Source organism: Paenibacillus sp. FSL M7-1414, assembly GCF_038003195.1.
GTDB classification, from domain to species: Bacteria; Bacillota; Bacilli; order Paenibacillales; family Paenibacillaceae; genus Paenibacillus; species Paenibacillus amylolyticus.
This window is the reverse complement of record NZ_JBBOOS010000001.1, coordinates 40,871-61,807: the sequence shown is the minus strand read 5'-3', so window position 1 is coordinate 61,807 and position 20,937 is coordinate 40,871. Positions and strand designations below refer to the sequence as shown.

Annotated in this window: 19 protein-coding genes; 1 reads left to right on the top strand and 18 read right to left on the bottom strand. The window is 48.1% G+C overall.

All coding sequences use genetic code 11. The annotated features are described in order from the left end of the window. Window positions 1-31 precede the first annotated feature (31 nt). The 16 genes from MHH92_RS00290 to pth form a co-directional block, all read right to left on the bottom strand. The gene (locus MHH92_RS00290) at window positions 32-979 is read right to left on the bottom strand and encodes a serine/threonine protein kinase (protein ID WP_340901544.1); all 948 of its coding nucleotides are present in this window, start codon (window positions 977-979) and stop codon (window positions 32-34) included. Further along, window positions 963-1,715, bottom strand: coding sequence for a VWA domain-containing protein (locus MHH92_RS00285; RefSeq protein WP_036668461.1), 753 nt, complete (start codon window positions 1,713-1,715; stop codon window positions 963-965). Before MHH92_RS00285 ends, MHH92_RS00290 begins: the two co-directional genes overlap by 17 nt. 85 nt (window positions 1,716-1,800) lie before the next feature. After that, a complete protein-coding gene (gene spoIIE, locus MHH92_RS00280; RefSeq protein ID WP_340901543.1) occupies window positions 1,801-4,308 on the bottom strand; it encodes a stage II sporulation protein E in 2,508 nt (835 codons plus the stop codon). A 473-nt stretch (window positions 4,309-4,781) separates the two neighbouring features. Next, entirely contained in the window at window positions 4,782-5,312 is a 531-nt protein-coding gene (locus MHH92_RS00275) for a S1 domain-containing RNA-binding protein (protein WP_017691357.1), read from the bottom strand. Between the two features lie 198 nt (window positions 5,313-5,510). Then, a complete protein-coding gene (locus MHH92_RS00270) occupies window positions 5,511-5,846 on the bottom strand; it encodes an FtsB family cell division protein (protein WP_074092920.1) in 336 nt (111 codons plus the stop codon). An 11-nt stretch (window positions 5,847-5,857) separates the two neighbouring features. Beyond that, window positions 5,858-6,427, bottom strand: coding sequence for a spore cortex biosynthesis protein YabQ (gene yabQ, locus MHH92_RS00265; protein ID WP_017691359.1), 570 nt, complete (start codon window positions 6,425-6,427; stop codon window positions 5,858-5,860). Then, window positions 6,424-6,708, bottom strand: coding sequence for a sporulation protein YabP (gene yabP / locus MHH92_RS00260; protein WP_036606119.1), 285 nt, complete (start codon window positions 6,706-6,708; stop codon window positions 6,424-6,426). Before yabP ends, yabQ begins: the two co-directional genes overlap by 4 nt. 172 nt (window positions 6,709-6,880) lie before the next feature. After that, window positions 6,881-7,159, bottom strand: coding sequence for an RNA-binding S4 domain-containing protein (locus tag MHH92_RS00255; protein ID WP_017691361.1), 279 nt, complete (start codon window positions 7,157-7,159; stop codon window positions 6,881-6,883). Beyond that, on the bottom strand, window positions 7,159-7,431 hold the full coding sequence (locus MHH92_RS00250) for an HU family DNA-binding protein (RefSeq protein ID WP_017691362.1): 273 nt from the start codon (window positions 7,429-7,431) through the stop codon (window positions 7,159-7,161). The genes MHH92_RS00255 and MHH92_RS00250 overlap by 1 nt, the downstream gene beginning before the upstream one ends. Before the next feature lie 307 nt (window positions 7,432-7,738). Then, entirely contained in the window at window positions 7,739-9,232 is a 1,494-nt protein-coding gene (gene mazG, locus MHH92_RS00245; RefSeq protein ID WP_340901542.1) for a nucleoside triphosphate pyrophosphohydrolase, read from the bottom strand. A gap of 147 nt (window positions 9,233-9,379) precedes the next feature. Then, complete coding sequence (locus tag MHH92_RS00240; protein ID WP_340901541.1) at window positions 9,380-11,128, bottom strand: putative polysaccharide biosynthesis protein; 1,749 nt, start codon at window positions 11,126-11,128, stop codon at window positions 9,380-9,382. A 167-nt stretch (window positions 11,129-11,295) separates the two neighbouring features. Continuing rightward, a complete protein-coding gene (spoVT, locus tag MHH92_RS00235) occupies window positions 11,296-11,838 on the bottom strand; it encodes a stage V sporulation protein T (protein WP_036606123.1) in 543 nt (180 codons plus the stop codon). A gap of 331 nt (window positions 11,839-12,169) precedes the next feature. Beyond that, entirely contained in the window at window positions 12,170-13,330 is a 1,161-nt protein-coding gene (locus MHH92_RS00230; RefSeq protein ID WP_036668467.1) for a peptidylprolyl isomerase, read from the bottom strand. Further along, window positions 13,314-16,841 (bottom strand): transcription-repair coupling factor, encoded by a 3,528-nt coding sequence (gene mfd / locus MHH92_RS00225; RefSeq protein WP_036606125.1) that lies wholly within the window; start codon window positions 16,839-16,841, stop codon window positions 13,314-13,316. The genes MHH92_RS00230 and mfd overlap by 17 nt, the downstream gene beginning before the upstream one ends. Window positions 16,842-17,113: 272 nt before the next feature. Further along, window positions 17,114-17,344, bottom strand: a complete 231-nt coding sequence (locus tag MHH92_RS00220; RefSeq protein WP_017691368.1) for an anti-sigma-F factor Fin family protein — start codon at window positions 17,342-17,344, stop codon at window positions 17,114-17,116. A 97-nt stretch (window positions 17,345-17,441) separates the two neighbouring features. Further along, window positions 17,442-18,002: an aminoacyl-tRNA hydrolase gene (gene pth, locus MHH92_RS00215; RefSeq protein ID WP_036606126.1), complete on the bottom strand. Its 561-nt coding sequence runs from the start codon at window positions 18,000-18,002 to the stop codon at window positions 17,442-17,444. A gap of 139 nt (window positions 18,003-18,141) precedes the next feature. On the opposite strand from pth, the gene MHH92_RS00210 reads away from it, so the two are divergent. Continuing rightward, entirely contained in the window at window positions 18,142-18,342 is a 201-nt protein-coding gene (locus MHH92_RS00210) for a hypothetical protein (protein WP_024633712.1), read from the top strand. Window positions 18,343-18,447: 105 nt separating this feature from the next. On the opposite strand, the gene MHH92_RS00205 is transcribed toward MHH92_RS00210, so the two are convergent. Next, window positions 18,448-19,401, bottom strand: coding sequence for a ribose-phosphate diphosphokinase (locus MHH92_RS00205; RefSeq protein WP_017691370.1), 954 nt, complete (start codon window positions 19,399-19,401; stop codon window positions 18,448-18,450). Window positions 19,402-19,502: 101 nt separating this feature from the next. Then, window positions 19,503-20,894 (bottom strand): bifunctional UDP-N-acetylglucosamine diphosphorylase/glucosamine-1-phosphate N-acetyltransferase GlmU, encoded by a 1,392-nt coding sequence (gene glmU / locus MHH92_RS00200; protein WP_260633062.1) that lies wholly within the window; start codon window positions 20,892-20,894, stop codon window positions 19,503-19,505. Window positions 20,895-20,937 lie beyond the last annotated feature (43 nt).

Genomic DNA, 20,937 nt, shown 5'->3' with positions numbered 1-20,937 from the left:
TCCTTGCGTTATGTATATGCACTCTCACAGATCAGAAAAGTAGTGCATAGATGAGCACTCCAATAAGTAATATCACAGATACAGCAAATGCGTTTTTAAGCCAGCGCGGTGTGGTACTTTTGGAACGACGACGAAGAGGCGTGGGGCGTGCCATCATTTCCTTCCACCCTTGTGCCGCATAACCTGCATCACGAAACTGACCTCGTAATGCCTGAGTTGTCCAATTGCGAAAAGGACCCAATCGTTCACTGCGCTCCACCAGCGCTACGAGCTGATTCACACTTCGCAGTTGCGGTAATCCTTCGGCTGCCAGTGCCTTGAGCGCGTCTGCTTCAAGTACATGAATCAACAATAATGCAAATGCAAATACATCATAGGTACCATCTGCCGTACGGCTGCCTGCATTCCAGAAGCCCCGATCATACCATTCGGTGAACTGTTTGACGCTTCGACCAATCGACGTAACTCCGCCGTAGTCGATCAATTCCACCTGCCCATAGTCGGATACCAACACATTCTGAGGTTTGAGATCACCAAACACCCATCCCGCCTGATGCAATTGTGCCAGCTTCTGCAAGAGTCTAAGTCCCACCAGAAGTGTCCAGTCTGTCCCCTGACGCCGAATAAAGTGATGAAGTGCCTCACCTCTAACGTAACGCATCACATAAAAGGGAATATCCCGGCCACGAACGGCATAATCATCCACATCTTTAAGATAGGAAGGAATGCCGCTCTGCCGAAGGGCCTCATGATTACGCTGTAGTTGAAAAGATTTGAGCACATTAACTTCCGATTGCAGATCAACCGGATCAAATCCCATTTTTAGCGCATAGTGTTTGCCATTTTCACCCCGTTGGACAAGAAAAACGATGCCATTAGCTCCTTTGCCCAGTAGCTTCCGAATCGTGTAACGACTGCGATTCCATTTCCCTGTAACCACTGTTCCTGGTGGGAAAGAGGCGTCAGACAACGTTGTCACCGAGCATCCCTTCTCTTTCAATGCGATAGTTCCCTTCTATTTCCTGCTGTTTCTCCAGTGTACCATAACGGTAAAAATCAATCACCTTCTGAATTGCAGGACCTGTCGGCGTTGCACCCTTCATCTGCAACCTTCCAAACAAGGACCGAACACGGCCTGGATCCGTTGTCCAGTCAATATCCATTACCGCATCTTCTCCGCTGTGTCGTCCGGGAAAATGAAATACGGAAAGCTTGCTCTGACCTATACGCGCCTGCAAACTTAACATTAAATCACGAATGCCTTCTTCTACCGCAGCCAGTTTGGGCTTCATGCTGGCACTGACGTCTATTAGCAATATAACTTGTAACGCTGTAGTTTCAGCCATATCATCCATCACTTCCACGACCCGGGCGCGTTGTGCAGGCTCCAGATCGGTTACCGTTTTGGGCTCCTTCTCTCCCAAAATTTGTGTTAACTCTCTATTAACCGCCTGCTGAATGGTCTGAACCACCGTTTTCCTTGTCATCATCTGCATCGTATGAGCAAGCTGACGTGTACCTACAATTTGGCTGATTCCACCTCCGGCTCTGGCAATATCCTCAATCTCCCGGCTACCCAACTCACCAATGGTTCCATAATCAATCACGCCAACCACATTAACCGTAATCCCCTCTTCCAGCGCTTCGGCCGCTGCCAGCACTGGACTTGGTCCTACATTGGAACAACCGTCGGTGATCAATAAGATTTGCTTCATCCGATATCCCTCCGTTATTCGTTACTCTCCAACTCTATGACTAGCATTGCCAGAATGAAGAGACTTCAAACAGAAGAATATGCAATTAACTGACGGTCCGTGGACGCTCCATCCGGTTGATGCCAGGCACACGCAGTGTGGCCCATTCAGGGCGGAAATGCTCTACTTTTCCAACAACGACGGTCATATCATCCAATATCTCATGTTGCTGATATCTTATGACACTTTCAAGCAGGCAATCGGCCAAATCTTGTGGATCATCTGTATCAATCTCTTGAATGAGCCGTTTCATCCATAACTCTTTGTTCACCGCATACCCCGGTGCATCATAGATGCCATCCGTCATCATAATGAGGATATCCCCCGGCTGAAGCTGTACCGTCACCAGATCCACTTCAATATCCTTAATAATACCGATTGGCAAATTGCTGGCCGAAACCTGAATAACCTCCTGTCCTCGTTTGATAAAACTTGGCGTCGATCCGATTTTCATAAACGTGGTCTCTGCTGTATATTCATCAATCAGTGCCATATCCACAGTGGCATACATCTCTTCAGGGGAGCGCAGCATCAGAACGGAGTTCACGGATTTGATCGCCAGTTTCTCGTCCATGCCGGACTGTAACAACTGTTCCAGTATGTTCAGCGCCGCGCTGCTCTCCATGCGTGCCCGTTCTCCATTGCCCATTCCATCACTGAGCGCCACTGCAAATGTACCATTGCCTAACTCAACCGTACTGAAGCTGTCGCCTGACATCACATCTCCCCCTTTTGCGGCGGCAGCAACACCCGTGGTTACCTCGAACGTTTTGGCCGAACCAAACGTGACGGTTGCCAGTCCCTGACGAGGATCGGTCATGGTCTCATGCAAGACGGCAATATGCTCGTCCAGTACATCCGAAATCAGCGGAGCAATCATTTTCCGGCACTCATCGAATCCACGTGTATATGCATGTACAATCTCAATCTCTACATTGCCCGCTTCCAGATTGATGATCTCAATGGAGTGAATGGACAAGCCCAGTGACTCCAGTGCGTCCCGAATCTGCTCCTCCTGCTGTACCATCTCATCACTTTCCCGCTGAATTTCTTTGGCTAGGTCCTCCATGACCTGAGATACACCGGACAATTGCTCTGCAACCAGCTGCCGGCTATCGATAATTTGACGCTTCCATTGCATGTTATGTTGATGCAGTCCATACTGGGCACGCATGACTTCAAGGACCTCTTCCGGTTTCGCACATACCCTGTTCCAGTCCACTGGAATCTGCTTGCCTGAGATCTCCGGGTTTCCTTCAATCGTACTCATCACGTCCGTCATATATTTGTAGGTTTGAATAAACTTCGCATCCCAGCATTGTGTACGCTTGAAGCAGCTTGCACATGTGTCCTCGGCAACCGCATTCATGAAATGGTCCATTCCACCTTCTTTCTGTACCTGCTCCCCTGCACCGGACATCTGATCAAAGCTACGTGACAATTGACGGAATACCTGTGAGAACCGGGTTACCCGTTCTGCCGTGATATCCCGTATCCTTTTGGCATACTCATGCTGCGATTTGGTATGATCCTGTGTACCCGGTACATATTTGGATATCGCTGTCATCAGGCTTTTAGGTGTTAACATGAATAGTACGATAGCTGCACACGTCTCCCATAATGAGTTCATCACATCGCCCGGTCCGCCCAGATATATGGATAGAATGGACGAACCCAGCAGCATGCCCAGTGCAACCGCCGCACGTTTGCCTTCTCGAAGCATACCCGCCAGCATCCCGGCAAAAGCAAGCAGGCTCATCTGATACACCGCTGACATGTCAGCCAGACTCAGAATCAAGCCGGTAATAACGCCAACTGAGGCTCCAAGGGGGGCTCCGCCCACCAGCGCAAAGATTAATATGAGATAACGGGAGAGCATATGCTCGACGGATAAAGACTGAATGGTCCACCCTACGGCTCCCGTCATAACGGAAGCGAGCAATATGATCAGGCAGAGGATCTCCTCGTTCTTTAGGCTGAACTTTTTTTTGCGGTAAGTGAAGATCGGTATGGCTTGTATAAAAACTAGGGTGAGCACGAAACTTAGTACGGAATCCATCGTGAGCATCAGCATCGCGTACCAGCTGAAGGATGGTCCAATCACAACCGCGAATAACTTGACCATAAATGTAGTCGTAAATACCATCGTTGGTGCATAAGATAATTCAGCACGATCATATGACTCCAGACCGCGGAAGAGCAGATAAAAGATGGCGATCTCCGATGCAACAATGAGTGGTACTGGAAACGGTGCAAAGAGACTACCTGCGAGTAAAGCGGCGCCTACCGGAATGATGTAATCCCTGCGCATGAAAGCAATTACAGCGAAGTAAGCAATGGCAAAGGGAGATAACTCATTCAGGATCATTGCCTTTCCGAGCAGGAACCCCATAAACGTAAGCAGCAGTACCCATTTGCGGGAAGCAACCATCTGGACAGCCTTGCGGGAGCCAAGCCATTGTTTCAGACGTACCGACAGCTCCTCCCGAGCTTCCGTACCTCCTTTACCTGCTTTCATTCCCGGAAATTGAATGACATTCCACTTTTCCATCATCCTCAAGGCACCCCATTCGATTAATTTGAATTTTCGTGTTTCGTTCTCGATGGTTCTGATTATAGATAGATTAGAAGACGTAGTTTGTCAGAATAGGTGGGCAGGGCCCAAAAAGTTTACGACAAAAGAAACAAGCCTGGCGCGGTGGAGCGAAACCCCCGGCCTTATTGTGGTTTCATTCATTCTTCTACTTGATTCCGACAATCGGAATGTCTGATTTTGAACCGGAGATGGTTTGGTCTCGCCACCATTTGAGCAGGATAACTGTGGAATGCCACGGAAACCTGTCGGTAAAAAATGGTAGACGACAAATGTTCTTATGGTTTCATTTTGCCGTGCAGAAAAACTGGGGATATGGAGCTTCACCTTACAAAAAAAGCTATTCAACTACTTATCTGTGAAAGAAACGCAAAAAAACCGTTAGCCCATGGGCTAACGGTTTTACTTATATGTTTAGATCAGGTTGTGACAGATTACACACGCTTGGCTCCACGGCCTCCGCGTTTGCCTTCTGTGTTCTTCTTAAGCGAAGAGATCCGCTCTTCACTATCTTTCAGGAAGCGTGACATTTTATCCTCAAATGAAGGTTTGCCTGCTGCGGGCTTGAAAGAACGGCCTCCGCGGTCACCACGGTTAAATCCACCGCCGCCACCACCACGACCTTGGCCACCACTTGGGCCTCCGCCGCTGAATCGTTCGCGATCTCCTCCACTGCGTTCCGGTCTAGGAGCTCTCGGGGGTCTAGATTGGGTTTGTTGCTCAACCGGTTTGTCAACAGCTTGCTTAATGGAAAGTCCGATCTTGCCATCCTTGTCAACGTTGATAACCTTCACTGTAACGAGGTCATTCAGCTTCAGGTGGTCGTTGACATCTTTGACATAATTGTCGGCGATTTCCGAGATGTGAACGAGACCCGTGACACCTCCTGACAGATCCACAAATGCTCCAAAATGCGTGATTCCTGTCACCTTGCCCTCTAACTTGGTGCCCACTTCAATTGCCATAGAATAAAATGATCCTCCCTTAAAAATATACAACCCGATTTTTTAAATGCCAAAATCAATGCTGCGCTAATGTAATTATACCTTATGCCATAAACCAAGGTCAACTGAACACTACCCCATCAGAGAGCCTATTTTTTCCGGTTTAACGGCTTCAGACACACGGATAACAAACCTAGCTCGGTAATAGACCGAATTCCATCAGTTCCCTGACCCTTCAACCTGGATCGGCGTTTCCTCAGGAAGATAATATCCTTTTTTCCGTGCCAGCTGTCCTATGTATTCAGGGTCATTCAACCGGCTGACTTCGTACTTCAACTGTTCCAGCTTCTTCAACGTATCTTCCTTTGAAGCTTGCTGAGTGGCCAGATGAGAACTCTTGTCCGAAATTTGTGCATTCTGCACAAGGAATGTATATCCTGCCCATATTACAAATACAATCATAAACGTCATCCAAAGCATGAGGCGCCTTTTTGCACCGGCAGATTTTCCTTGGTTAGTTGGAGCCTTTGATCTGCCCACAGGTGTTTTACCCATTACGGACCTCCTTAAAACCAGCGTTTCCACATCGCTGCAATTCTTGTACCCACACGGATCATGAAGCGTGGCGTTACCCAATGTTTCAGGAGCGGCCTAAACATCCAGCGGAACAACTTGCCGAAAGGTACCAAACACTGCAGCACCAGCCTGCCCAGGAATAATAGTATCGCAATTACAAAACCGAATAATACGCGAATTAACTTATAAATTCCTTTAGCCGGCATAACGATCAGGATGTTAAGGATATGTCCACACCAATGAATCAGCGTTCTTGCGAGTTTAATTAACATTACCACAAAACGCTGGGTTGTAACACTTAAAAGCCAAAAATAGAAGCAAACCCCTATAATCAGCCCCAAAAAGACATAAAACCGCAACTGTCCGTGGTTTCCGGCGTATAGCATCCGAAAAACGAACAGCGCGGAAGCAACCCAGTACAACAGATCGAGCGTGTGAATACTCCATCTCGGAAACCGCAGCTGTCCGGACAGTACCCGGTAACTGTCGTAGGCCATTCCCATCACGACCCCCGAAGTAAGCATCCACATCAATGTGATCCATTGAGTATCCGGACTCATCGGAACATCTTGCCAAACAGGCCTTTACCATTTTTGGACTGGGAACCGGGGTCCAGATATTGGAGCGAACTGACTGTGCCTTCAATGGATAACAGACCTTCCTCCAGGCTCAGGTTTTTGATATGTAAATTGTGCCCCCGGATGGTCAGATGCCCAAGTTCAGTCTGCAGCAAAAATTCCTCACTGTCGAAGCTCTCCACATTGGAGACACCCGTCAGATCCAGCAGTTTCCGATTCTGCATGCTCAGATGATGCTGTTTGGCCTTACCGTGCTCAACCATGGCATGTACCCCTCCTTCTTACACCTAGCTTATGGGTATGGAGGTTGGAATAGAACCAGCGTTGTTGAACAAATAAACCGGCATCCAGTAAAAACAAAAACGCCCTTCCCTGTTACAGGAGGACGTTTCGATTCAACTTGCATTGAATGAATATTTAATACCAGATGTACTGTTACCAGTTCATTCCGTTATCCTTGGCGATCGGCTCTTCCTTCACCAAGGTGTAGAGGCTACTCGCCTCATCCTTCTTGGTACTCTCGGCAATTCGTTCCACCCTCACGGTGACCAGTTTCTGACCGAACTGAACCGTCAGCTCATCGCCCACTTTGACAGCGGCGCTGGGCTTAGCTTCACGTCCGTTCACCAGAACACGTCCCTGTTCAGAGACGTCCTTGGCCACAGTGCGGCGTTTGATTAGCCGGGAGACCTTCAGGAATTTATCAAGACGCATTATTTTACGGCTTCTTTAAGTTTGTTGCCTGCTTTGAATGCAGGAACAGTGGACTCAGGAATCACGATTTCATTCCCTGTTTGTGGGTTACGTCCGGTACGACCGGAACGTTTGCGGGTCTCAAAAGTGCCAAAGCCGATCAATTGTACTTTGTCTCCGCTGGCAAGTGCATCTGTAATTTCTCCCAAAAAGCCGTTCAATACGGACTCAACGTCTTTTTTAGTCAAACCACTTTTGGTTGAAATGTTGTTAATCAGATCTGTTTTGTTCATTTTTAAAAGCCTCCCAAATTGAAAAAAAAGTATCTGCGATTCCTGACAATACATCGACTGCCGCTGATTCGCGTTAGGTTACTACACATGTATTCTGGCTTGGCATCTGAAATCCTGCCTTAGTCCGCGACTTTTTTTAGCTTTTTGTCGATGGTACGCAGGCAACAGTCTAAGACCAGTACCCGAAACCATCCGTCGCTAAACACCTATCCCAGTCAGGACAGATGAACACATGTTCGTATATCATAACACACTGCATAACATGATGGAATAAGGTTTATCGGTATTTCCCAGAAAATTGAACCCGTTATAATCCTGCCTTCTTCGCATCCTGCCAGAATTGCTCCATCTCTTCTACATTGCTATCTGCTGGTGTTCTTCCCTGTTCACGCAAACGCTCCTCGATGTACTGGAATCGCCCGACAAACTTGCGGTTGGTCGCAGCAAGTGCCTCTTCCGGGTCCGTATCGATGAATCTTGCAACGTTCGCGGCTGCGAATAATAAATCACCCAGTTCGAGCTTCCGTTCTTCCGCAGACTGGCCTTGTTGCACCGCTTCTTTTAACTCCGCCAGTTCTTCCTCGATCTTGGCAAACACACCTTCAACATCATCCCAGTCAAAGCCTACTTTGGCTGCTTTCTTCTGTAACTTGTATCCCTTCATCAATGCAGGCAAGTCACGCGGTATACCATCCAGCACGGAAACCTTCTGCTGATCCTGGCCTTTGCGCTTCTTCTCCTCTGCCTTCATCTGTTCCCAGTTCTGAAGGGCTTCATTCGCATCTTCTGCCTGATTATCGCCAAAAACATGTGGATGGCGGAAGATCAGCTTATCATTCAAACCTTCGATGACATCATACACATTAAATGTGCCCACTTCTTCTTCCATCTGGGAGTGCAATAAAATCTGCAGCAGCAGATCACCCAGCTCTTCTTTCATATGGTCGGGGTCATCCTCATCGATCGTCTCAATGACCTCGTAGGTCTCTTCAATCAGGTTTTTGCGAATGGATTGATGCGTCTGCTCCTGATCCCATGGACAGCCGCCCGGACTGCGAAGAATATTGACGATCTCATGCAACCGCGCAAAGGAACGGCGACGCAGGGCATCATCGGTGTTCTTCGGTACATAGATCAGTGACAGATTGCCGTACCCTTCGATCCGGTCCAGTTCGTGCAATGGAATCTTGTGAATGACCTCCTGACCCTGCACACCCAACGCATGACCCACAAATACCGGATAATCATCCGGGTAAACCTCCATCAGGCATAGCTTCACATCCGAAGCAGTGAACACATCGTAGACTTGTCCGATCAACGTATGTAGCTGTGGTTGTACCAATTCCGTGTTCAGGCTGCTGGCATCCAGAAGTTGAAACCCTTCAATCGGGTCGAATCCAAGCCGTATAAAGGCTTCGTCCAGGAAGCTCTCTCCGCCCATGACACGCAGTGAAATGCCCATCTGCGGACAACGTTCTTTGAGCAGGCGTACACTTGCTTCTGCTACCATCGGATGACCGGGTACGGCATACACAATCTCCGTTCCGGCCTCACCCTTGCGAGCGGCTTCTATCAGTTGGTTCGCGATCTCATCATATACTTCGGGGAAGGAAGACTTCGCCTCATAGATGCCATCAAATGATGTCATCTCCAGCCCCTCTTGCTTCAGATCATTCAATACGGGATGATCCAGGGTACGTACATACAGCGTAGCTGCATGTTTCATTTTTTTGATAATACCTACGGTCAGTTGGTCTGCATCTCCAGATCCAAGACCCACTACGGTTAAAGCTGCACTCATTACGTAAACCTCCATCCGGACTATCCTGTCCAGGCTCATAATCATCGTGTCTGAACAGGACTAATTACACGTATTATACCAGAATCATTCAATATTCTATAATTGCATATTCGCTGTGCTGGATGCAGAAGCACCGTGAGCATGGAACTAGCGCAGCACACGCAGTCTGCGCAGCAGCTTGGCAAGGCGAGGCCCCAACTTGGGCACAGCCGCCAGCTCCGCGGCGGTCAGTAGCCCTGTCCGGGCCGCCGCCAGCAAGAACACGGCCGAGCCTGCGGCAATGCCCAGCAGGCTCACGCCCATCGCGGCCAGCCGGCGGTCGGCCGCGATACCCATGCCGCCGAGCATCGCTTCGGCGGCCCAGGCAGTGCCTAACGCCGCCAGACTCATGGCGGCGATCACCAGCGCCGGCTTCGCCAGGACGGCGCCAGGGGCAGGGCGCAGGGCGACAAGTCGCGCCAGCAGCGCCACATTCAGGCCAGCCGCCAGCATGTAGGCGACTGCGCCTGCCAGAGCCGCGCCGCTGATGCCCAGCGCCGGCACAAGCATGACGTTCAGCAACGCCTTGACGCCTGCGGCGGCCAGCATGCTGAACGCGGGTGCGCGCACGGCGCCGAGGCCTTGCAGCAGCGCCGCCGCAATTATGCTGACGGTGCTGCCCGCAGCCGTCAGCGCCATGTACCGCAGTGCTTCGGTGCCTGCGGCATCTCCGTACAGCATGCGGTTAATCGGCTCCGCCAGCACCGCGAGACCCGCGGATGCCGCCAGGCCGATCAACCAGAACCAGCGCAGCGCGAGGCCTGCTTGCTGCCGGACGGCTTCTGGCCCGCCCTTTAACCGGGCTTCCGCCATCGCCGGAATAAAGAGCACAGACAGTGACGTGGCCAGCATCGTCACCAGTTGAACCAGCGGCAATCCACGGTTATAGATGCCGAAGGAAACCATCGACTGAAGTTCATCCAGCCCTTCTCCTCGTAGAAGCCGTGGCACGGTGAAGGTATCCACCAGATTCATCAACGGCACGGCGAGTGACCCGAGACAGACGGGAATGGCATACATGAGTAGCGTCTTGATCCACTCACCATTGGATCGTGATCTTTCTGCCAGAGTCGGGTTAATAGCACTCACCGTTTTTTTCAGCGGCGTAACCGGTGTATTCTCCTGACGCTCATGACGATCTGATCCAACCTCCCCGCCTTTACTGCTCCATTCCGAATCCAATTGTTCGGTGACGACTTCCCTGCCTTTCCGCCGATGACGGACCATGTAACCTAACATGGTTAACAGTCCAACCATTCCACCAGCAACGGAGCCCATCATGGCACCAGCAGCAATAGTCTCAAGCGAAGCATCCCGTCTCATCAACCACAGAAGAAGAACAATCATGACGGTGACACGTATCGTCTGCTCCAACACTTGTGATACTGCTGTTGGAACCATCTGCTGTAATCCCTGAAAATATCCACGCAGCCCTGTCATCACCGGTACGAATAATAACGCCCATGAAGCAGCACGAATCGATGGAACCACATGGCGGTTGCCAATCATGTCAGCGATCAGCGGCGCACCTGCATACATCAAGAGCGCCATTATAATTCCAATTCCCCCGAGCAGTAGGGAAGATAGTCGAATAATTCTTCTGCTCTCGTCTGGTCTTCCGAGTGCGTTCTGTTCTGCTACGAATTTGGATACGGCCAGCGGCAGCCCTGCAGCAGCAAGCGTGATAATGAGCATATATAACGGATACACCGTATTGTAGATGCCAAATACACCGTCTCCCCCCAGATTCTGCAGCGGAATCTTCTGAAAAGCACCAATGATTTTAGAGATAATGGCAGCAAGCCCAAGTATAAATGCACCCTGTAGCAGCCTTGAGCCTGTAGACGGCTGTTTCATAAGTCCCTCCCGCGTAATCCTTTTAAGCATACCTTGCTATTATAACTGCCTGAAGGCACACAGACTAACCCTCCCCCATCACAATCATCCGGATTAACTTTGTTTGTCCCTTAAAATGCAAAAACTCCCGTATGCCCAAGACAGGGCACCAGGAGTTGATCTGCGGTCTATTGTTCCATTTGCTTGCCAAGGAAACCAGCAGCCGTCTCAGACATCTTCACTTCCATCTGAGACATCTTAACTGATTCGTCCTTATTGAACAGGATAACCGTTCCGATGGGGTCACCACCTGAAATAATCGGCGCAATAACAAAAGAGGATAACGTCTCGTCATGATCTTTGCTAAGTTCATAAGAACCATTGTTTGTTTCCAGAATGGTCTTCCTGTTTTCCATACAACCTTCCAACAGTTGACCCACCTGCTTGTCCAAATATTCTTTCTTGGAGCCGCCTGCCACCGTGATAATGGTATCCCGGTCAGAAATCATCGTTACATGTCCTGTACTCTCATACAGGGATTCTGCATATTCTTTGGCAAAATCACCAAGTTCGCCAATTGGCGAATATTTTTTAAGGATAACTTCTCCATCACGATCCACGAAAATTTCCAGTGGATCACCTTCACGAATACGTAACGTACGGCGGATTTCTTTTGGAATGACCACACGACCAAGGTCATCTATACGGCGGACAATACCAGTAGCTTTCATTTCACATGTTGCCCCACTTTCTCGAGAAGATTTTTCAACTACTGTTCCTTAATGGGTAGAGGAAAGTCCCAGAACGTTTAGTGTGATATCTTGACCATAGTATTCATCTGTTCCCATTTCCTTATACATGCTTCGGAGAATATAGTTGTGTAACTTTCGAAGAAGGCGACCATGTACCCATATGACTTGAATATATAAAAGAAGAAGCAAGAAGGAGGTCCTAAGTCCTCCCCTTGCTTCTCTGTATGGTTGTCCATATTTACGAAGTACAAGGCATTCATTCGGGCGAATTTAACCCCTGAACGTATGCTAACACAGCAATTTTACCAGCTTACTTGCTGCTTGTACCTTCATCTGTAGTTGCATCTTTGTCTGTTCCAGTCGTACCTTGGTCAGTCTTGGTATCCGTACCTGTGGAGTCATCCGTTTTTGGTTCGGTTGTTTTTTCTCCTTCAGTTCCTGTACCCGTAGTGCCTTCAGTTGTGCCTTCAGTCTTACCTTCTTCAGCTTTTTCTGTTTTCGGCAGTTTAACTTCTTTTACGATTTTGTCCAATTCATTTTGCATGAACGTATCGATTTCGGCTGCAGCCAATTGGCTCTTCAGACTTTCTTTTTGTTCAGCCGTCAATTTGGCAAAGTCAGCTTCTGTACGAGCTTCCACTTTCATGACGTGGTAACCGTACTCCGTCTCTACTGGATCACTGATTTTGTTCAGTGGCAACGTTTTTGCAGCTTCCTTAAATGCCTCTACCCAGCTGCCTACAGGTGTATTTTCATACAGTCCACCCTTTTCAGCAGAACCTGGATCTTCGGAATATTTTTTTGCAATTTCAGCAAAATCAGCTCCGCCATCCAACTTGGTTTTTACTTCTTTTGCAATTTTAAGTGCATCTTCTTTTTTACGCTCTTTTTGCGTTTTTGGATCTGTGAAGTTAATCAGCACGTGACGAACGGAAGCCGTTGTGAACTGATCTTTGTTTTTCTCAAACTCAGCCTTGATTGCATCGTCCGTAACGCCTGTTTCTTTATCTTTGATTACTGTCATGATCCGAGTCATGTAGTCTTTAATGTTGTCGTCAGTCAGTTTCTGAGCTTTGAGCATTTCTGTCCATTGATCTGCCTGAACAGAAGCTTTCATTTTATCGAATTGCTCAGTTGCCGCTTTTGTACCTGCTGTTTTGGCTTCTTCACTTGCTTTGCCACTCAGATATTCATAAGCAACTTCCTGTTTTACCAGATACTCTTTGAAATCGTCCATATCCATCATTTGTGCATACTCCGGATAGAGGAATTTCATGACACGTTGCTCCATGTCGAATTCATTGGCTGTAATGGTACCACCATCATACGTAGCGACTACAGCACTTGTATCCGTGGATTCAGGTGTTTTTGCTTCTTCCTTCTTGCCACATGCAGCAAGCAGTGATAAGGATAGTACTGCAACCATACTCACAGACAGTACTTTTCCTACTTTTTTATACTTTGGTAACATCCTTTAGTTCCCCCTTTGATTTAAAAGCAGTTTTCATGGACTCCAGAATTTTCTCTACCAGCTCCATCAGTTGCTTATCCCCAAGCCCCTTGCCTTTAGCGTGAATCAGCATATGGGGTCCTTGTTCAAATTGTACACGTCTTTCGAACTGATTTCCAATGTGCGCGATTTTCGAGAGTTCAAAGGCATGTTCACGCCCTTCATAGAACTTCACGGTAATGTCCTCACCACGTTGGGAAATGGACTCAATACCGTAGATTTTGCCGTATACTTTCATCCGCGCAACAGCCAGCAAGTTAATGACGGCTTCCGGAAGATCACCGAATCGGTCAACCAATTCGTCTTCCAACTCCATCGCATCGTCGAAGGATGCAATGACCGCCACTTTTTTGTAGATCTCAATCTTCTGAATACTGTCATAGATATAATCGGACGGCAAGTAGGCATCGATACTGAGATCCAGCGTTGTGTTCCACTGGTCTGAAGGTACCGGCTCTTCGCCAAGCATCGTAACTTTGCGTTTGTTGATCTCCTCTGCGAGCATCTGGGAATACAGATCAAACCCGACGGAAGCGATGAAACCATGCTGCTCCGCTCCTAGCAGATTTCCCGCACCACGAATCGACAAGTCACGCATGGCAATTTTGAATCCTGAACCCAGTTCGGTAAATTCTTTGATTGATTGCAGACGTTTCTCAGCAACTTCAGTAAGCACTTTATCCCGTTGGTACGTAAAATAGGCATACGCAATACGGTTGGAACGACCCACACGTCCGCGCAGTTGATACAGCTGGGAGAGTCCCATTTTATCCGCATCATGTACGATCAGTGTATTTACGTTCGGAATATCTACCCCGGTCTCGATGATACTTGTGCTCACAAGCACGTCATATTCACCATCCAGGAAGTCCAGAATCGTTTTCTCCAGCTCTGTTTCCGACATCTGACCATGTCCTACACCAACTTTGGCTTCAGGCACAAGTTCAGAAATTTCGGCTGCCATCTCCTGGATTCCCTGAACACGGTTGTAGAGGTAATACACTTGCCCACCACGGGCAAGCTCACGCTCAATGGCTTCACGCACAAGCGCCTGGCTGTGTTCAACCACATAGGTCTGCACCGGGAAACGATTCTCTGGTGGAGTCTCAATAACGGACAGATCACGCACACCCAGCATGGACATATGAAGCGTACGCGGAATCGGCGTTGCCGTCAGTGTCAGCACATCCACATTGGTTTTCAGCTTCTTCAGTTTTTCCTTATGGGTTACACCGAAGCGCTGTTCTTCATCAACAATGAGCAGTCCCAGGTCCTTGAACACCAGATCCTGCGACAGCAATCGATGCGTCCCGATGACAATATCCACTGTACCTGCCTTGATGCCTTTCGCTGTTTCATTCTGCTCTTTACGGGAGCGGAACCGGCTAAGCACATGAATGTTGAACGGATAACCGGAAAAGCGCTCACGGAACGTCTCAAAATGCTGCTGTGCCAAAATAGTTGTTGGCACGAGGACAGCCACCTGTTTGCCTTCAATAGCTGCTTTAAATGCAGCCCGAATAGCCACCTCGGTTTTGCCGTAACCAACATCCCCACACAATAAACGATCCATTGGACGGTTTTGTTCCATGTCCTTTTTGATTTCTTCGATCGCACGCACCTGATCACGTGTCTCATCGTAAGGGAACATGTCCTCAAACTCCTGCTGCTCCGCAGAATCCTTGTCGAATCCAAACCCTTTGGAGGTCTGACGCTCTGCATACAGCTTAATTAGATCATCAGCAATATCCTGTACAGATGTGCGGACTTTATTTTTAACCCGTGTCCACTCATTGCCGCCCAGCTTGTATATTTTTGGTTCTTTCTCTTCGGAACCAACATATTTCTGAATCAGATCGATCTGCTCAATAGGTACAGACAGTTTGTCTCCACCCGCATAGAGAATATGCATGTAGTCCTTATGAATACCGCCAACTTCGAGGGTGCCAATCCCCAGGTACTTACCAATCCCGTGGTTCTGGTGAACGACATAATCGCCCACTTTTAGCTCGCTATAGGATTTGATCCGTTCAGCATTATCTACATTCCGAATCGGTTTGCGTACTTTACGCTGTTTTTGCGAGAACATCTCGCCCTCGGTCACAACAGCCAAATGAATGGACGGCATTTCAAATCCCGTTTGCAAATTACCGATCATCATCTCTGGCTCTGGAATATCATAGTCCATCAGTACCCGGCGCATCCGCTCGAGTCGCTCCTCACCGTTCGCCAGCATGAGCACTTTGACTCCGGCCTTCTGCCAACGCTCCATCTCTGCCTTCAGTACGTTCATCTGTCCATGGAAATCCTGCATGCCACGACTGATGAAGTTCAGAATGTTTTGTGGTTGAGTGTGTGGAACTTGGCGCAAAAAGATCGACATAAACAGCGTCTGGAATGGACGCTCATACAAGAGTTCATCACCGTCTGCGGATAATGGAAGATCCGGAAGTGTTTTTCCGTTTTGCATCAAATGCAGGTTCCACTCTGATTCATCACGGTCCAGCTGTTTCGATGTCTCCGATAGTCTGGCAGGCTCATCAAGAACCAGCAGGGTATCTTCTGGCATATAGTCGTAGATCGTTTTGTTCTCCGGATAGAGCGGAGAAATATATTTATACATTTCGGAGAAATACACGTGTTCCCGCAAAAGCTCGATCTCCCGGTGAATTTCCTCACGAAGACGCAGCTTCGCCTGCCGGTCCGTCATTTTCTCCAGCTGTTGCTCCAGCAAAAGAGCAGCCGCATCGGCAGCCTTTTCCATACGTTCACGATCTGCAATTAACTCCTTGCATGGTAAAACCGTAATTTCTTCAATCCGTTCAATCGAACGCTGATCCGCTGGATCAAATGTCCGAATGGAGTCGATCTCATCATCAAATAACTCCACCCGATATGCGATCGATGAAGTAACCGGATAGAAGTCGATGATACCTCCGCGTACACTCATCTCACCACGAGATTCCACGCGTTCCACACGCTCGTATCCGAGCTTTACCATCTCCAGCAGGAAGGAGTCCAGTTGAAGTGTGTTACCCTGTTTGATCAAAATTCGAGCATTGGCCATCACTTCCGGAAGCGGAACATAACGTCTTACCCCGGAAAAAGGAATAACAACAACGCCCCTGAATCCCTGGGCGCAGCGGACCAACACATCAATACGCTGACCCAATGTTTCCGGGCTGGAAACAGCAGCTTCCGCAGCGACAAGTTCGTTGGCAGGATAGATCAACACCTGATCAGGTGAAAGCGCTTCCTGTAAATCTTCTGCAATTTTTTGAGCTGAAAACATATTATGTGTTACTACGAGCAATGGTCGGTTCATTTCCTGATGCAGAGCAGCCAGCATAATCTGACGCGCCGAGCCGGATAGACCCGAAACCAATTGTTCCTTCATGCCGGATTTGATTCCGGCTGTAATGGACCCGAAGTCCGGATCTTTGGAAAAAGCCTGTATAAGTGCTTGTAACAAAAGGGGCACCTCTCTTATAACTTACTTGATTATCTCACGCATACGCGTAGCATCACTATTAAAATGGATACAAATTCCTTTTTGTCCTGTTTCATCATATCGGATTACTCGCAACATTGCCACATCTGTTGATGCGGCTGAGCCTGATTTCGAGCTAGCGATGGCTTTCATGCCAACTGAAAAGAAGCCTCAGCAGGCTGCCAAGGCTATAAAAGGTGGAGCGTTATTACGCAACCGCCCTCAACTGTCATTCGATCCTGTACAGGCGATGTCTACTGAAGCGGACTCGCGAGCAGGCTAAGCTCCGGATTGTGCTCCAGGGCTTCCTTACAGTAATCACATGTAATCCGAACGGTAATGTCACCACCGGAATTATACGCTATTATATCCCTCCGCTCGTCGGGGGTCAAGAAATGAAAGCCGAGCTCTACTTCCGTTATCCGGGCAGAATCGATTCGTCCAATAAAGGTACGGCAATGCCTACATACGTAATTCACTGACATGTTTATGCCTCCTGAACATGGTTTATACATCCAGTATGTCCAGTATGGCTGAATCGAACCCGTCTTTATGATCATTTTACCAGTATGTCTTACAAAATTAACCGTTAAACTTCGCCATTGTTTGTTCAAACGTATGAGTCAAGCTATGCTCCAGGGCATCACATGTTTGCTCAATGGTCTGATCAAGGGCTTCCTTTTCTTTCTTCATAAATGTCGACAGTACATAATCAACAATGGCATGTCCTGGTTCAGGCCGGGATATTCCCATGCGCACCCGGTTAAACTGCTGTGTACCGGTATGCTGAATAATGGACTTGATTCCATTATGTCCGCCTGCACTACCTTGGTAACGCAATCTGACTTTGCCAATCTCTGTATCCATGTCGTCGTACACAACAATCAGATCTTCAAGACTAACTTTATAAAAATCCATATATGCTCGAACCGATTCACCAGACAAGTTCATATAGGTCATTGGTTTGATCAGTACGGTTTTCACACCGCCAATATTGCCTTCTCCAATCAGCGCTTTACATTTATTCTGTGTAATGGAGATATTATGACGATCAGCCAACCGATCCAGTGCCATAAAACCGATATTATGACGGGTTTTGGCATAGTTCGAGCCTGGATTTCCAAGTCCGACAATCCACTTCATCTTGTTCCCTCCTTCGGATTAGCCTGAGGTGAGGCATAGACTTCGAATCTTATATTTCATATAATATCAAGAAAGTAAAGATCGATTTACTGTAGTGTTCACAGTTAATATTTTATCGACCCAGGAAGGTGAGCGGGTTTTGCGCGAAGACAATGGACAACTGACTCAACATAGCGATTTTATCTATCATCTCGAATATCACGTACCTGTACAGGTATACGACCGCGACACCCACATTGAGATTGGTCTAATCACACGTTTCGATAATCAATTCGTCGAAATTGCCGACACGCTTTTTCATCGGCGTCGTTTCCGATTTATCTCCCGCCCGGGGTATTAGCTGACCAGCGTCTGTTTCACCTTTAATAAAACGGCACGCCGACAGGGGTTACATTTTCCATTGAACCGGAAAACGTAACCCCTCTACTACTTTATGCAGACATCCTTATTCAATTTCAAACAGCTTGCTGATTGACAATTCCTCATGAACCCGGATAATCGCTTCTCCGAGCAAAGGCGCTACAGACAACACTTTGAGTTTGCTTGTCGGATTAGCATGCGTAATTGGAATGGTATCCGTTACGATGACTTCCTTCAATGGTGCATTCTCCAAACGTTCCATCGCAGGTCCGGACAATACCGGGTGAGTACAGCACGCGTATACTTCTTTTACGCCGCCTTCCATCAGAGCATTCGCTCCCAGTACAATCGTTCCCGCCGTGTCAATAATGTCATCGATCAGGATGGCTGTTTTACCCTCGATGTTACCGATAATATTCATCACTTCGCTCACATTCGGCTCAGGACGGCGTTTATCGATAATCGCCAGGGGTGCATTCAGGAAATCAGCCAGTTTACGTGCGCGCACTACGCCACCGTGGTCAGGCGACACAACAACCGGATTTTCGATCTGTTTCGACCGGAAATATTGAGCCAGAATTGGCACGCCAAGCAAATGGTCGACTGGAATGTCGAAGAATCCCTGAATCTGCATTGCATGCAAGTCCATCGCGATGACACGGGTTGCCCCCGCTTTTTCAATCAGGTTGGCAACCAGTTTCGCTGTAATCGGGTCACGCGAACGTGCCTTGCGATCCTGTCTTGCATAGCCATAGTAAGGAATAACGACGTTAATCGTCTTGGCAGATGCCCGTTTGAGTGCATCAATCATAACGAGCATTTCCATCAGGTTATCATTAACCGGCAAGCAAGTGGACTGCACGATATAAACGTGACAACCCCGAACACTCTCGGAGAGTTTCACTTGAATCTCGCCATCACTAAAGCTGGTTGTGTGAGATTCACCCATAGGGATCCCGATATAATCAGCAATTTGATGGGCAAGCTTGGGGTTAGAATTGCAAGTAAATATTTTTAATTTCGAATCAAAATAAGTCATAAAATAAAAACCCTCCGTGCTGGTTCATTGGAATCAATAAGCGTCTGCGACATGTCGGCACCTCCCCGATCTTCGGGAGGCAATCTTGTTATCAAAACCCCTTATTGGGGTTTGGCATTTTGTTTCTTGGCTTTGGCACGTCCGCGAATCTTCTCCGCATAACCAGGTTTATTCTCCTGACGTGGACGAGCAATGGCCAGATCATTCTCGGGAACGGAATGGGTAACGGTGGAGCCAGCAACCACATAAGCGCCTTTTCCTACCGTAATCGGTGCAATCAGATTGACGTTGCTGCCTACAAAAGCATCATCTTCAATCGTTGTCACAGCTTTATTATAACCATCATAATTGACAGTTATTGCCCCGCATCCAACATTTACGTTTTTCCCTACTTTGGCATCCCCAATATAGCTGAGATGAGATACTTTGGAACCTTCATCAATTGTAGCATTTTTCACTTCAACAAAGTCACCAATTTTTACGTTGCGACCCAGTTTGGTCCCTGGACGCAAATTAGCAAATGGGCCTACCGTTGCATCAGAACCAACCTCGGCATTGGATACTACCGAATGTTTAATCGTAACTCCGTCCTGAATAACGCTGTCTTCCACATCTGCCTGAGGACCAATATGACATGCTTCACCAATGGAAGTTGTGCCTTTGAGGATTGTCCCCGGATACAAAACTGTATCTGATCCAATCGTAACATCCGCTCCGATATATGTCGATGACGGATCAATGATTGTCACACCGTTCAACATATGGCGTACGGCAAGACGTTCACGCATGAAGGCTTCGGCTTGCGAAAGTGCAAGTCGGTCGTTAACCCCGATGGATTCTGCGATGTCATCCGACATGTAAGCTTCAACCACTTCTCCATCATTGCGGAAAATGCCAACTACGTCTGTGAGATAATACTCTCCCTGAGCATTCTGGTTCGTTACTTTTTCCAGGGCAGCGAACAATTTTGCATTATCGAAACAGTATGTGCCTGTGTTAATCTCATTCACAGCATCTTCCTGCTCTGTGCAATCCTTTTGTTCCACAATCCGTTGTACAGATCCATCTTCTCCGCGAATGACGCGGCCATAACCTTTGGGATTGTCCAACTGAGCCGTAAGAACTGTGGCTGCTGCTCCGCTGCTCTCATGCAGCTTCATCAGACCTTCCAACGTCTCACTGGTCACAAGTGGTGTATCTCCGCAGACCACAATCGTAGAGCCAGTTTCACCGCCAAGCAAGGATTTAACCTGCTTCACTGCATGACCTGTACCCAGTTGTTCCGCCTGAAGTGCATACTCCGCTCTGGAACCCAAAAATGACTGCACCGCTTCGGCACCATGACCGACTACAACTACACTGCGTTCAACGCCTGCGCTGAGTGCTGCATCCAGCACATGTCCAACCATAGGTTTACCGCATACGGGATGCAGTACTTTGTACAATTTTGATTTCATTCGTTTTCCTTGCCCTGCGGCAAGAACGATTGCCATTCGTTTCAAAATTAACGACCTCCTGTTCTGAAAATCCCATTGA